Source organism: Sutcliffiella sp. FSL R7-0096, assembly GCF_038595065.1.
Lineage (GTDB): Bacteria > Bacillota > Bacilli > Bacillales > Bacillaceae_I > Sutcliffiella_A.
In genome coordinates this window covers 4853513-4868818 of the sequence record NZ_CP152003.1, presented here as the reverse complement: position 1 = coordinate 4868818, position 15306 = coordinate 4853513, and the positions used below count along the sequence as shown (strand labels likewise).

The following is a 15306-nucleotide window of genomic DNA, read 5'->3' as shown; positions in this document are numbered from 1 at the left end:
AAAAATTGGAAGCGATGTAGAATACTAATAATAATTCAGAGTATATAATAGATTATTCGAATTTATGTTAAATATTTGAGGTGCTATACAATGCTTTTGCGTTTTTTACATATTTCTGATATTCACTTTCAAGTTGAAAATTATCAATCTAGAAGAATGAGGATGAGGCTATTAACAAAAATAAATGAGTTAAATCAAGTAAACCCATTTAATTTTGTTATTTTAACAGGAGATCTCTCCCATCAAGGACAAGGTTTTAACGAAAATCAAATGAGATTTTTCGAAGAAATTTTTAGAATACTTAATTTATCGAAAAAGCAAATATATATTATTCCTGGAAATCATGACATCAGACGAAATAGTGATAGAACTGATTTGATTAATGAAATCGTTGAATCAAATAACCCTTCAAACACATTAGATGAATATCTTGAAGATGAGGAGAATAAGTCTAAAATATTGAGTAGTTTCGATTCTTTTTCAACCTTCTATTTTGACTTTTTAACAAAAGAATACCCCTTAAATAATATTCACTTTTTACTTGAAACAGAAAATTATAATATAGTGCATTTAAATACATGTCTTATTGCAAATAGAGCTGGAGAAGAAGGGGCATTACTTATTGGGAAGAATAAATTATTGGATTGTTTATCTAATTTAGGAGTAGATAATAATAAATTGTCTATTGCCATTGGGCACCATACATTAGAATGTATGGCTGATAGTGATAAAAATGCAATTAAAAGTTTATTTGATGATTTTAATATTGATTTATACCTTTCTGGTCATGTACATAGAGCAGCATACAATATAGAAGCAAATCAATATAATAATCTCTTAAATATTGTTAGTGCTGGAGTGCACTCAGATGAATATTCTCTAGGAGGTTTCGGAGACTTTTTAATCGAGGATGGCGTTGCGAAAATTTCCCAATATATTTGGAACAGTGAACATGAATATTGGACATTAAATAATACGTTAGGTAGGAAAATGGAAAATGGCGTTTTGGAGTATCACATCCCAAAATTCTCAAATAATAAAAATAGATCAGAAGATGAAATAAATTGTAAAAAAGATAAACTAAAAAAAGAATTAAGTGAACTATTTTCAGAAAATGAACGAATTTTTAAGCAATATGGACCATTTAGTATTACAGCCCAGCATACCCCAGTTTCAGAGTTTGCATATATGTGGAAAGAAAAGTGCATTACTGATATTATTCCAAATAATAAAAAAATTTTAGAAATACTACAAAGTAATAAAGAATTAATTTCAGAGGACAAATTATTTGTTCTTAATTTATATAAGAATCATATAGAAGGGTTTGAAATGAATCATTTATCTAAATATAAAAGTTCTAAAGTTCCTACATTTCCCAAAGAAATACTAACAATTCTAGAATAAATAAGGAGGAAGATATTTATGCCTGAGGGAGGAAGATACGAAAAAATACCTAGACCAGAAAGTATCCAATATTTTTTAGATGCTATTGGTAGCCACAATAAAGTAAGAAAAATTGAACAAGTCGAAAAACAACTCTTTAAGATTACCAAAACGAACGGGAGAAACGTTTTGGTTCACTTGACAAATTTTTATTCCGTAAGTGAAGCGGAAGTTATAGAAATAATGTCAAGTCATAATCATATTGATGCTATTGTTACCATCAGCACTTGGAATAGTTACTCGGTAAGTGGAAAGGAAGTTGCAAAAGCTAATAAAATTGGGTTATTTCTCATTGATGAGTTTATGGGGGCTTTAAATTTTGAAGGAAACCTATTCCTTAATTACCTTACTCCGTTCCAGCGTGAACAACTTAAAAAAGGAAAACGTTCTTTATTCTAATTTAGATTTTTATCTTTTTGGTTCTTTACTTTATTCTAATTCACCCAATGATATTGATTTAATAATAGTTTATAATAAAGACGAAATATCTATTCAAGACATACTTCTTTTGAGAAAGAACTTGTATTGTACTTTTTTTTATGAATTTAATATAACTTTAGATATTACTTTATTGACTAAACAGGAAGAAAAAAGTTTAAACTTTATCCAAACAGAAAGAGCAATACCTTTACTCTAAACCACCAAAAAGGGCCTTGGGTTAAATGAAAGTTTTTTCCTGCACAGTACAAATATACTTGGAATCAAACAATTTTATGAGGAAGGCGGTCACTTATTAGGTGATCGTTTTTTCGTATTAAGCTTTTTACTGCGCATTGAAATGACATGAGAAGGTAACTCTTGATGGTGATAAAGTGACTGTAGAGTTCAAGTCCGGGATTGAGCTTGACGTTGAAATATAAGATATTGATCCGACCCGCCAATCAAGGGGACTATAACCTGATTGGCGGGTTTATTGTTTATACAAATATATGAAGATATACATAGATAAAAGGGTATAAGGTATGTATAATTATGGTAATAATCTAGCGTGTCGAGGTGTAAAGTAATGAACGGTGAAGCATTATGGAGTAGAGTTTTCAAATCTTTGCGCCTATTATCTTCTAAATGATTCTTTAACCTTCTTGTAGCTTGAACGGCTTGTCCGATATAAGCGGATGGCCTTTTTTTCTCATTATAAAGAATATAGACAATAGGATAATTATTTAGTTGGACCGTTTTAAGGTTATAGTTTGAATCTCGTCTGAAATCTCTCTTTTCAAATACTAATTCACTCATACTTGTGGCCTCATTGTTTCTTTTTAAGATAATAGTATCATAAATTACGTCTATTAATTAACAATTTATGGATTCGAAGGAGTTTTCTAGTATATTATGAAAGTAGAACATCTTGTCAGCTTAAGAGGTGTACATTTACAACTATAGAATATTTAGAAATTAATTTAATAGATTATTGTGTTATAAGAATAGGAAATGGACAATAAACGGGGGATAACAGGTTTAAAAATATCACCTACCTTTATTATAGTAGGTAGTACATCTATACATAAATTCTATTCAAAAATTCTACGAACCTATATTACTAATCTAATTAAGAATAAAGGAACCAATGTTATTATTATTGGAATCATTGAAATTTTTGTAGAATTTAGATGAATTATGGTATAATTTTACTGTTTGCTAATTTTAAAAATTAAGTGTATAGTGCTTGCTGTTTGTATTATGCTCCTACAATATTCTTATACAAATCTAAAAGGGGATAAGTAAATGACAAAGGTTAAGTCACATCAAGATATTACAGCAGCGGAAGATAAGTCTATTGGATTTGAATATCAATATTACTATTTTCTTTATTTGATTCTGGGCTTAGAATCAGGCGAGTCAATTGGATTGGAAATTAAGGATGACATTCATATAGACTACCAAGATGGAACCCAGACCTTAATGCAATTAAAACATTCCATACAAACTAATGCACAGGATGAAATAATAAACCTTAGAGAAAGTGATGTTGACCTATGGAAGACTATTTATAACTGGATAAAAGTTATAAATGATACTGTTGAAAAAAGAAAAGATTTAGATTCTCAACTTGAATTTATAAAAAAGACTAATTTTATTTTGATTTCTAATAAAGCTGATAATACAACAAATAATTTCTTAGTTAATCATAGAAAGTTTAAAGATGGTGTATTTAGTATTGAAGAGTTTAAAGAGTACCTAAAAGAAAAGTATAGAGCTGGAATAAAAAAACAAGAGGATAAGAAGGATGATGAAAAGGGAGAAAATAAAGTCTTACTTTATATAAAGGAATTATTAAATCAAAATGATGAATGGCTAAGTGTTTTCTTGGAAAAGCTTAGTTTTAGTCTTAATGAAGATGATTTATTTGGAAGAATTAGATTAAGAATTAAAGCAAAATTTATTCCAGAAAATAATATAGACGATGTTTTTAACAGTCTTGATAGTAATATAAGAAGGGATAATTATATTACTATTAAACAAAGAGGAAGAATTGAATACAGTTTTGATGATTTATATGAGAAATATACAAGGTGTTTTTTATTAGGAAAGACAAATAAAAAGGTAGTAAGAAGAGATAAGCCTATAATTGAGGGGAACCCCGAAGAGCAATTATTTATCAAACAGCTAGAAGATATTGGAGTTATCTCCGAAGAAGATGATGACTACAAAGACCAGGTTATAAAGAGAACGATAGCAAAACTGCTGACTTTCAATAACCTAGAACAGTGGAAGCAAGAAGGAGAAATAATGAGCCTAGAGAAAGATAGGTTCGATGAAGAATCGATATATGAATGGGAAGTTATATTTAATAGTACCTATTCAAAATTAAAAAGAAAACTAAGATTAAAAGGTACACATGTCGATGAGAATGAATTAATTGGTTTAGCAAACCTATGTTTAGATGAGATTTTAAGCAAGAAATTGAACATTGATGAAACACAATTAGATCTAGAGATGAGCAATGGTCAATTTTATTTACTGTCAGATAAGCCTTTGATTGGTTGGAGATACGATTGGGGTAAGAGGTATAAAAATGAATAAAAATCTAACAATCTATAATAACGAATTAATTGGTCTTATTTCAATATTGTCCGTACTTAATTACCATAAAAAAATGAATATAGGGAAATCAATGCTGATTTTACCGTTTTTTTCACATAATAATACTTTAAAAGTATTAAAAAGAAAGAATATAAAAGTTAGAAGTTTAGAAGAATTTATCATTAAGTATCCATCAAACTTTTCCAATTATAATGAAAGGTTCTACTCTCTTCTTCCTGTATCAATAAACTCAATTATTCTTTTGAATAGAATGAAACTGATCAGTATTAAAGATGGGGAAATATTACTTAAAGAGGATAATGTATTCGAAATAGAAAATAAAAGTCTTGGAAACAGAGCGAAAGAAATAATTCTTGGAGCTGAAAACTTATCTCAAATACTAATGGAAGATACTAAAAATTTATATCTTCAATTAAGGGTGGAACTATGAAATTTTATATAGAAGCGGTCACATTATGGTTGAAGAAGAATAGGATTAGAGAAATTAAATTTAAACCAAATAAAGTTAATGTTATTACGGGTGCTAGTGGCACTGGCAAATCTGAGATTATGTCAATTATTGATTATTGCTTTTTTTCAAGTAATGCTGCAATTTCTGAAGAGAAAATTAATGAAAATGTAGAATGGTATGGATTAACTTTTTTCATTAATGACAAGTGTTTTACTATAGCTAGGGAAAAAATAATAAACAGACGTGGCTCTTCTAACTATTATTACTCTTCATCAGGAAAGGTACCAGAAAAGCCTCATACTAATATGTCAGAAGAAGAACTTAAGGAAATAATTCAAACAGAATTTTCAATAAGTAGCAAATTGGTAATACCATATAGTGGTAAAAGTATAAAGGCTGGAAACAAGGTATCATTTAGATATTTTTTATTATTTAATACTCAATCTGGAAATACTATTTCAAATAATGAAGTTTATTTTGATAAGCAAAATATTACTAGATACAGAGAAGCTTTAGAAAGAATATTTGATATTGCCCTAAAAATTGAAGATATTGAAAATATATTACTAAAAGAAAAAATAGTTTTAATTGAAAAAGAAATCAATAGAATAAAAAAGAAACAAACTTTATTCGAGAAAGAAGAAAATTTATTTGAGTCTTACATTAAAAAAGACATAAAACAAGCAAGAATATTAAACTTAATCGATGATAAATTTATCGGACCTGAAAACTACCTTAATACCTTACAAGAATTATGTAATGAACAAAAGGTGTATGATATATCTAATTCTTTTTCTGAAATTGATGAATTAACTAAAGAGAAAAATTTAATAATAAGGAAAATTAGGAACTTCAAAAAACTAGAAAATCAATATAAATCCTACCTTGAAATTGAAAAAAATAACTATGATAGCTTAAAGCCGATCAAATATGTAAAAGAAAATTTTAGTGAACTATTGTTACTACCAGAAACGTCCTCACTGGTAGAACAATTAGAAGATGAGTTTAATTCAATAAAAAAACAGTTGAAAAATAAGAAACCTTTTAACTTAAACATCAGTGATGAATTAAATAAACTAGAACAAAAACTGTCACATATTAATAATAAACTTGAACAATATCCTCAAAAAGAAAATTATCTTTCATTAGGCAGCGAAACAGAAAAACTCTTATTCCTCGGGGAACTAAAGTATAAATTGTCATTATATCAGAAAAGGGATGAAAATGAAGACTTTAGTGAAGAACTTGAGGAGAAGGAAAAAGAGCTAAAGAGACTAAATAATTTAGTGCGGGATGAAAAAATCGACAGAGAAGCCTTTAAAAGTATGTTAGAGTCTTTGATACAAAATTACTTAGATAAGGTCGGTAGTGCATTAGGTAATTATGAAGGGTATAGAGCTTTATTTAACTTCAAGGATAAGTCATTGTCATTAAGACCTAGTAATTCAATTTATGCTTCTTATGTGGGAAGTAGTTCTAATCATCTATTTATGCATTTGTGTTTATTTTTAGGGTTACATGAGGCTAGTATCATACAGAAATCTCCTTATATTCCTCAATTTATGATTTTAGACCAACCTAGCAGACCCTATTATGGTGAGGAAGAGGACAATTGGAGTAAAGTCGAAGTAAGTGATAAAGGAAAAATCACCACTGCGATGAAGTTGTTAAATGATTTTATTAGTCATGTAAATAAAATGTATAATGAGGAATTTCAATTTATTGTTTTAGAGCACATTCCAACAAGTGTGTGGGATGGAATGGAGAACTTCCATTTAGTTGAAGAGTTTAGATATGGAAATGCTTTAATTAATGAAGATTAATATTTTATAAAAAATGTTTACATTGATTTAACCGTATAAACGTATAGAGATAGTTTTAATGCTAAGAAATACATGATTCATTTATTAAAATTTATTAAATAATGTTATATAATATTTATGGGTACTTTAATAATCGTATGGACAACAACACAAAAAGCATTGATATAATTGGCTAAAATCCTTTACTAGCGTGTTTGGGCGGAATTGGCAGACGCGCACGACTCAAAATTGTGTTACTTTATGAACAAAAATATGACCTAAAAAACAGACAGGAAAGTATTTTTCCTGTCTGTTTTTTGCCTCTTAAATAACCACGGTGAACCGTACCATAAGTAAATGAGGTTTTAAAAGGAACCACCTGGAACGTGGATATTATAGCGTTTTAGGTGGTTTTTAAATTAATATTTTCATTGTTTACTCCATTATGCTCATTGAGAGTAAACCTGATATTTTCAATAAAAATTAGTAATCCGAAAGTTTCGAATATCTAAATAGTTCATTAGAACGTCTATCTATAAATTAGTCAGAAAAATATGATTATTAACTCCCACTTCTTCATTTAGCGATTTAGTCATATCTAATCATTTTTCGGAACCCGAAAGGAATCGAGCGTAAAATGTAGAAATCCTTCCTTGCAACTACATAAAAGCATGGAGGGATTTAGAATGAATAAGGTATGGAAAATTTTAAGTTCAACAGCTTTAGCAGCTTCGTTACTGGCTGTGCCGACGATGGGTTCTGCAGATCCGGGGCCGAGTCCGCAGCCGAATGAAACTTTGCCTATCAATGGGTACATCAATTATGAGGAGCTTGGAAGAAAATTAGAGCAGATTCAACAGACAAGCCAAGGGAAGGTGACGGTGGAGACTGCGGGCTATACGAATCAGGGACGCGGTATTTATAAGGCTTCTGTCGGCCATGGCGATAAGGTAGTCCTGATCCAAAGTGAAATCCACGGTAACGAGAAAACAGGTACGGTTGCACTTCTCAATATTTTACAGAAGTTAGGATCCAGCAATTCTCCTGAAGTAAATAGAATATTGGATGAGCTGACGATTGTGGCGATTCCTATGCTGAACGTGGATGGTTCCGAATTGAGCCGACGTGCAAATGAAATGGAATGGGCAGAGGTGGTGGCAGCATTCCCTCAGCTTGCAGGGGTCTCACCTGCATGGAACTATTATTCCTATCCTGGAGTCTGGAATTATGACCAGAACCCAGGCTTTTGTAGACGTCAAGTTGAATTTTACACTTTTTGCTCATTTCCTTTTTACATTTCTGCTGAAAAAATGCTCTTCCGATTTTTCATCCGATGACTTTCCTCTTTTTCGTCTCCATGGATGACCTCCACACGATGAAGTAAACGATCTAAAATAGCTGTGGTGATCCCTTGGTCTCCTATTAAATTGCCCCATTCATCTGGACTTTTATTTGATGTCAGGATAATCGAACTTCGTTCGTACAAATGATTAATCAAATGAAAAAATAGGTTCGCTTCTCTCTGATCCATGGCCATATACATTAAATCGTCGATGATTACTAGGTCGGCATTTCTGATTCTTTTTAATTGGACTTTAGATTTGTTCAAGTACTCTTCTGATTTTAAAAGCTGCACAAGTTCACCCATTGTGGCGAAATAAACATTGAACCCTCTATAAACAGCCTCGAGTCCAAGTCCAATTGCGATATATGTTTTTCCAATGCCAGGGGGACCAAGAAGAATTAAATTGTATTGTTGCTCCAGCCAGCTTAATTCACGGAGTTGGGAGAGCTGTCGAGCCGTCAGAACGTTTTGTCCTTTCAGCTCAAACTCATCTAATGACTTCACGAAAGGGAAGCGTGCCCATTTCATTCTTTTTTCAAGGCTTTTCGCTTCACGTTTGGCTAATTCATGTCGGGTAATAGACTCTAAAAACTCCAAGTAGGTCCATGATGCTTTTTCAGCTTCGCGAAGAAGCAGTGGAAGCTCCTCCGCAGTCTCCGCCAATCGTAGCTGACGGAATTGATCTTGTAGTTCATGTACAGTCTTGTTCATCATGCTCTACCTCCTAAAATACTGGTATAAGCATTAAGAGAACGCGTAGATGCTTTGATATGAGAGTGTTTTAACGAATTTGTGTAAAAGGATTGTACCTCTTCAGCCGGTTCAACTTGTAATGTATCGAGATGATGAGCGATATCACGAAAATCATTCGCATTGTAAAGCTTCTCTGTCATGCACTTAGTTAAAACAGAATCAACTAAGGTCGGATACTGCTGGATTACTTTATAGATAATCGCAAACTGATCTCGCTGATACCTTGGGTATCTTTGACTAACCTCATCCAAGTATGCAGCTGCTTTAAGCTGTTCTTCAAAGAGAGAAATGAGGCGTTGCTTAAGTTCCTTAATGCCTTTAGAGCGATCTCGGGTATGGTGACGATTTTGAATAAGTTTTCCCTTTTCCGAGCTGATGACATGCTCGGCAATCACTTCACCATTTGCTTCTCTACGTATGACAAGAGTTTTGTGATCTTCTACCTTCGCTTCAACCCACACAAGGTTCTCACTCATAGTTTGATAAGTCCCGAGTGGGACGGAATAACGGTTTGACTTGTAGCGAATCGTGTTGTCCTTGCTTACACTTCTTGTTATACTTTGATTATTGGTGCTTTCATATGAAAGTAACGAAGAGACTGGCTGTAAGTGTTGCTTTTCGAGGAGAAACACTTCTGCTGGTCTTTTTTTCGTTGTCTGGTGCACCTGGTGGTTACCAGTACGCTTGAGCCATTGTAGTGCACGTTCATTCCAATCTTCAATGTCATTAAATACACGACTGTCTGCAAAATTGCCTTTAATGTATTTCACTACATTTTCAATCATACCTTTAGATTCGGGATCTGCTCTTCTGCACAGGTATATTTTGAATTTACGCTCATTAACATAGCTTTGAAATTCAGCTGTTAAAAGCAGTTGTCCTGCATTTTCACTCACTGAGATTAAATGATCTTGATCGTAGACAATTTCTTCTGTTCGCCCTCCATAAAACTGAAACGCATTTTCGTGACAACGGATCGCATCTCTTGTCGTAAATGGGCGTGCTTGCCATTCCATGTATTTATAACGAGAGTTAGCGAGTACAAAGGCAATAAAGTACAGCTTGGTTTCTTTGTTGTTTACTGTTTTCTGTTTTGTTTCTCCCCAATCTACCTGGAGTTGTTTACCCATAGGCTGTTCAGGAACTGCTTCGTATTGACGGACAATCACCTTTTTCTCAATCTGGTAGACTTCTCGAATACCCCTCACATATGTTCTTACAGTACTTCCACCGACCACGAGGTCGGGGTATCTCTCTAAAAGCCAATCATGGATCTGAGCACTACTTAGATGAGGGTACTCTTCTAGCCAGGCAAGTATCCAGTCCTTATAGTGATCTAGTTTTTTCTTCTTTCCTAAAGGTTGTTCAGTATAAGCTGTAGCCTCATCGAATGTCATTTCTAAATACTTATAGACAGTTGGCCTTGAGACCTTAAGCTCTTTAGCTATTTGTGATACTTTAAACTTTCTTTTATGTAATTCATGAATCTTAATATATAACACTAACTTCTCCTCCAAAATCCTAACCTCCAGTAAAATAACGTCACAAACTATTTTACTAAAGTAATAGGTTGATTGAGCAAAAGTGTAAAATCCTATCAAGCAAAAAGTGTCAACTTTATTCTAGCGTTTACAGCTTTGACGTGAACCGTGACTTCAACCCCGACCTGGACTATGTTCCACAGGCGGAAGATTTCCCTGGAGCGTCCAATGCCTATGGATGGTATATCACACCTGAAGCGCAAACCGTAAGAGATGTGTACAAGGATTTAAAGGCGGAGTTTGGAAATGTGGATGTATTCGTTGATCTCCATCATCAAGGATTCCCATATATCGAGGGGACAGATGACAGGGTGACCATGTCCATTTCAGGAAAGTTTGTCACTGATCCAAACAGTCCTGGCGGCGAAAAATATGATGCTTATGCGGATAATTATGACTATGATTTCTCCCGCCAATTAAACTTGGCACTTTATGATGCTCTGCAGGCAAAAGGGAATTCGGTCTTCACTAATATTTCCCTGTATGATCAAAATATTGACCTGCCTGGAACGGCCCTTGGTTCCTTTGCATTGAACGGAAGCGGAACCGTACTCTTCGAAGTAAGCGGGCAAACCCAGAATTTCGGCCAAAAGAAAAAAGGTCAGCTGGTAAAAACAGTTGAAACAGGTTTGATGGGAATCATTAACGGCGTAGCCGATGGATCTGTGAACGAATTAGATCCTGAAAGATATGAGGATATTCCTTTAAGCTCGCGTACTCCTGGGTTTTAATAAACTTTAATATTTCATTTAATTGGCCACCAATAACAGTTGGTGGCTTTTTTATGGTTCTTTTTAGATCCTTTTTCCAAGGTAAAGAAATTTGGGATTAAGAGGGAAGAACCGGTATCTTCGACTTACAAAGAGGAGTTTCAATTTTTCCGTTGCAACTCGAACCTTCCGTGATAGCAAGGTAGACTTTCCATCGCACTCCTTCCTTTTCCTATCCAACGCCAGAACCCATTGATCTTCCATTTTTTCTCCTATCCTTTCATGTTGGTCTTTCCAATAAAAGATGCCAAAAGATAATTAAAACGAATATTTTATTAAAAACGAAGGAAAATATTAGGTGTAGACAAAATAATTTTGTGGAATAGTTTCCCCGTTGATTGCAGCGAATCTAAAGTTTGTCAACAGTTTCAAACTTAAGGGTATTCAATCACGTACCGGAGGAGAAGCACTTGCTTAAAAAGAGAAATAGGAAATTAAAAAATGATGATAAACAGAATGTTCCAAAGGAATCTACTGTATCCAATGATATAAAAATTGATGAACTGCTGCATTCCTGTAAGCAGTCCAGCGATTTTGTCTCCTTTCGATACTCAGATAATAGCGATGTCTATATTCATTATTTTAAGAGCATCATAAGTCCAGACATTCTTCAGGATATTGTCTTGCCTATTGTTCGTGAGAGTGGTACCCGAATAACACTTCACGAGGTACGAAGCATGCTTTCTATAGATAATACCCAGATTGTTAAGGATTTAGATTCGGTGCAGGATTTGCTGCTGACGGGTAATATCATGCTTCAATTGAAAGGAAACCTAGAAGAGGTACTGATGATTCCTGCTGTTTCCATTGAAAAAAGATCTGTTAGTTTACCTGAAGTGGAATATAGCGTGGTTGGCCCAAAGGAAGCATTTGTTGAATCCATTGATGCCAATTTAAACCTTATCCGAAAACGCATGCCAATTCCAGAATTGGTGGTGGAGGAGCTTAAGGTCGGAAGGTTAACGAAGACAAGAGTGGCAATCATCTATGTAAGGAACATTGCAAATGAAGAAAATATCAATACGGTACGGCAACGAATTAAAGCAATTGATTTTGATAGTATTATTGATAGCTCTTTCATTGCCCAGATTATTTCGGATAATAGCAGCTCCCCCTTTCCACAGATGATCGATACGGAACGTCCCGATCGGGTGATAGGGGTGCTGGGGGAAGGGAAGATAACCATATTAGTGGATGGGTCTCCTCATGCATTGACAGGACCAACACCATTAGTGGAGTTTTTTTCAGCTTTTGAGGATTATTTTCTTTCCTGGCATCTTGCTTCTGCTTTTCGGCTCATACGTCTGATGGCTGTTTTTTTTTCTGTGGTTTCCACACCGCTCTATGTGGCGATTATGACCTATCATTATGAAATGATTCCTCAAAATCTGATAAACCCATTGATTGCTTCAAGAAGTGGGATTCCATTTCCGCCGATTTTAGAAGCGATCATATTGGAGTTGACCATTGAACTTTTGAGAGAGGCTGGGGCACGACTTCCAACTAAAATTGGACAAACAATTGGTATCGTTGGTGGTATCGTTATTGGGACTGCCGCCGTGCAAGCGGGTCTAACAAGTAACGTTCTACTAATCATTGTGGCACTTGCAGCCTTGGCATCCTTTACGACTCCTGTTTATCAGATGGGTAATGTCATCCGTTTAATTCGCTTTCCATTCCTCCTTTCTGCTCAGCTTTGGGGAATGCTTGGTGTCACCTTTACTTTTGCTTTGTTTCTTGGTCATCTCCTGAAGTTGACATCTCTTGGAAGACCTTACTTAGCACCAGTCTATCCATTGCGAATGGTGGATCTTAAAGACTCCCTTTTCCGATTACCGATGTATCTTCAGAAGCAGAGGCCTACTCAAACGAGATCGAAAATTAAACAACGTTTTCAGGATGGACCACATAAAAAAGAAAAAAGAGACATAGAAGATTAAAGGAGATTTTTCATGTATCCGTTACCGAAATTAGATAAGCAGGTCTCTCCCTATTTTGTCTTTTATTTAGTTCATACTATGCAGATAGGGGTGGGGGTATTAGGTTTCCAAAGACAAATAGCGAAAGACGCAGGGCATAGTGCTTGGATCTCCGTAATTCTCTCTGGTATCACCATCCTCATGCTTATATGGATTTCGTACAGGATACTAAATAGAGGAAATAATGACGTCATAGCCATCCATCATGATGTTTTCGGGAAATGGCTTGGTGGCGTAATCAGCTTTTACTTCATCGTGTATTATGTCATGTTTGTTTTGGTATTGGTAAGAACGTACGTTGAAGTCATTCAGGTATGGGTATTTCCCGATGTATTTCCATGGATATTTTTAATCCTTATTCTTTTCATTGCCTACTATTATGTCATCGGGGGCTTTCGGGTCGTAACAGGAATCAGCTTTCTTGGAGTGATATATGGACTCCCCTTGTTATTAACGCTTTATTTTCCATTAAAAGATAGCAATTTCGGTAATCTACTACCAATCTTTGAACTGACATTAACTGAGCTATTTCAATCAACCAAAACGATGACATTGAATTATCTAGGTTTTGAGGTACTATTTCTTTTCTATCCTTTTATCAGAAGTGGCCCAAAATCAGAGAAATGGGCGCACTTTGGTACTGTTTTTACGATAATCATTTATTTAGTCATAGCCTTGGTTTCTTTTGCCTACTTTAGTTTGGAACAATTAGAGACTACTACCTGGGCGACACTGACATTATGGAAAATTGTAGACCTTGCCGTTATTGAACGTTTTGAATATGTAGGTATTTGCATTTGGTTCTTTATAGTATTGCCCAATATTTGCATTGGCCTTTGGTGTGCAAGCCGTGCGGCACACCGATTGTTTCCAGTCAGCCAACGGACTTCTCTAAGAGCCATGTGTTTTATTCTGCTATTGCTGGCTATTTTAATTAATGACAGGAAGGAAATCGATTTCCTTAATAAATTTGTATCTCAAGTGGGGTTCTATACCATTTATATTTATATCCCATTATTGTTCATCATTCAGTATATAAGTTTTAAAGTGAGGAAAAAGAAATGAAAAAATATCGGAAGGTAAGCTTTACCCTATTTCTAATTCTTTTTGGATGTACTCCTTCTCCAAAAATACTCGAGGATATCCAATTGATTCAATCTGTGGGCTATGACTATAAGAGTGAGAAGGAAATTATAGGTTCCGCTGGAGCCGCTTATATTCCACCTGGTGAGGATGCACAACCCAGGAATCTTGTCTTTACAACGGTTGGGAAAACAGGAAAGCAAATAAGGCAACAAATCCAAGCGTTATCGGCGAAGCCTATTGAGATTGGAAGGGTAGGAGTGGTAATTTTTAATGAGGAAGTGGCATCTAAAGGGATTTTCCCCTTAATTGATAATTTTCAACGGGACTCTAGTATTGGCAGAAATATTCTTTTGGCAGTTTCTGTAGGAAGTGCAGCGGATATTCTAAAAACTAATTATATAGAAAGTGATACGGTGTCACAATATATTATCGATGTCGTAGATCAAAATATGGAACGAACCATTCCTGATATGAATTTCCACCATTTCCTTTTTCAATATTACACACCTGGCTTCGATCCGTTCATGCCGTTAGTTACAAAAAAGGAAAATAAATTAGAGGTATTAGGGATCGCCCTTTTTGAAGATGATAAGTATGTAGGGATGGTGCCATTGGAAAAAAGCTATATCTTTAAACTCCTCTATGAAGATACACAAAAAGGCCATTTCGAAATGGAAGGGGAGGAGGAAGATGGCTACATAAGCATGCAGAACTTATATACACATACAGACTATGAAGTCCGAAAATCAAATGAGGGGTATGAAGTGAATTTTAGAATCAAAATAAAAGGGCGAATCGCTGAAAGTGGCGGGTTGGACTTATCAAAGGAGAAAAATATTAAGAAGGTGGAGAAAAAAGCATCGGAAGAAATTACCCAAAAAGCTTATAGCTTAATGGAGCAATTTAAAGAACTTAATGTGGACCCTTTAGGTCTGGGGGAGAAAGCCAGGCAGAAAGGTATCTTTGATGAAAATACTTGGAAGGAGCATTATCCGGATCTAAAGGTAGATATTCAAACGGAAGTCCATGTAATTCAAGCGGGTATAATTGAATAAAGGATGCTCGGGCGTAAAAGTTTACTCAGTTGCGCG

General features: G+C 34.4%; 12 protein-coding genes and 1 pseudogene. 11 read left to right on the top strand and 2 right to left on the bottom strand.

Annotated elements, in window-relative coordinates; all coding sequences use genetic code 11:
* Positions 1–90: 90 nt before the first annotated feature.
* The 7 genes from MKY77_RS24800 to MKY77_RS24770 all read left to right on the top strand — a co-directional run bounded on the left by MKY77_RS24800 (position 91) and on the right by MKY77_RS24770 (position 8078).
* On the top strand, positions 91–1404 hold the full coding sequence (locus tag MKY77_RS24800) for a metallophosphoesterase (RefSeq protein ID WP_339148235.1): 1314 nt from the start codon (positions 91–93) through the stop codon (positions 1402–1404).
* A gap of 18 nt (positions 1405–1422) precedes the next feature.
* Positions 1423–1842: a hypothetical protein gene (locus tag MKY77_RS24795; protein ID WP_339148234.1), complete on the top strand. Its 420-nt coding sequence runs from the start codon at positions 1423–1425 to the stop codon at positions 1840–1842.
* On the top strand, positions 1805–2080 hold the full coding sequence (locus MKY77_RS24790) for a hypothetical protein (protein WP_342515556.1): 276 nt from the start codon (positions 1805–1807) through the stop codon (positions 2078–2080). The genes MKY77_RS24795 and MKY77_RS24790 overlap by 38 nt, the downstream gene beginning before the upstream one ends.
* A gap of 1088 nt (positions 2081–3168) precedes the next feature.
* On the top strand, positions 3169–4467 hold the full coding sequence (locus MKY77_RS24785) for a hypothetical protein (RefSeq protein ID WP_339148233.1): 1299 nt from the start codon (positions 3169–3171) through the stop codon (positions 4465–4467).
* The gene (locus MKY77_RS24780; RefSeq protein ID WP_339148232.1) at positions 4460–4918 is read left to right on the top strand and encodes a three component ABC system middle component; all 459 of its coding nucleotides are present in this window, start codon (positions 4460–4462) and stop codon (positions 4916–4918) included. Before MKY77_RS24785 ends, MKY77_RS24780 begins: the two co-directional genes overlap by 8 nt.
* Positions 4915–6762 (top strand): DUF3732 domain-containing protein, encoded by a 1848-nt coding sequence (locus MKY77_RS24775; RefSeq protein ID WP_339148231.1) that lies wholly within the window; start codon positions 4915–4917, stop codon positions 6760–6762. Before MKY77_RS24780 ends, MKY77_RS24775 begins: the two co-directional genes overlap by 4 nt.
* Positions 6763–7427: 665 nt before the next feature.
* A complete protein-coding gene (locus MKY77_RS24770; protein ID WP_339148230.1) occupies positions 7428–8078 on the top strand; it encodes a M14 family zinc carboxypeptidase in 651 nt (216 codons plus the stop codon).
* Here MKY77_RS24770 and istB read toward each other — a convergent pair.
* Together istB and istA are read right to left on the bottom strand one after the other, a co-directional pair.
* Positions 8033–8797 (bottom strand): IS21-like element IS643 family helper ATPase IstB, encoded by a 765-nt coding sequence (gene istB / locus MKY77_RS24765; RefSeq protein ID WP_339149857.1) that lies wholly within the window; start codon positions 8795–8797, stop codon positions 8033–8035. The two genes, MKY77_RS24770 and istB, sit on opposite strands and share 46 nt — an antisense overlap.
* Positions 8797–10341 carry an IS21 family transposase gene (gene istA / locus MKY77_RS24760; protein WP_339149856.1) on the bottom strand — a complete coding sequence of 515 codons (1545 nt, stop codon included), beginning with the start codon at positions 10339–10341 and terminating at the stop codon, positions 8797–8799. The genes istB and istA overlap by 1 nt, the downstream gene beginning before the upstream one ends.
* Before the next feature lie 134 nt (positions 10342–10475).
* Between istA and MKY77_RS24755 the strand changes: the two are divergent.
* From MKY77_RS24755 to MKY77_RS24740, 4 genes and pseudogenes are all read left to right on the top strand, one after another.
* A pseudogene (locus MKY77_RS24755) lies at positions 10476–11111 on the top strand (peptidase M14); the annotation flags it as partial.
* 449 nt (positions 11112–11560) lie between these two features.
* Entirely contained in the window at positions 11561–13090 is a 1530-nt protein-coding gene (locus tag MKY77_RS24750; protein WP_339148229.1) for a spore germination protein, read from the top strand.
* Between the two features lie 12 nt (positions 13091–13102).
* Positions 13103–14194: a GerAB/ArcD/ProY family transporter gene (locus MKY77_RS24745; RefSeq protein ID WP_339148228.1), complete on the top strand. Its 1092-nt coding sequence runs from the start codon at positions 13103–13105 to the stop codon at positions 14192–14194.
* The gene (locus tag MKY77_RS24740; protein ID WP_339148227.1) at positions 14191–15270 is read left to right on the top strand and encodes a Ger(x)C family spore germination protein; all 1080 of its coding nucleotides are present in this window, start codon (positions 14191–14193) and stop codon (positions 15268–15270) included. Before MKY77_RS24745 ends, MKY77_RS24740 begins: the two co-directional genes overlap by 4 nt.
* Positions 15271–15306 lie beyond the last annotated feature (36 nt).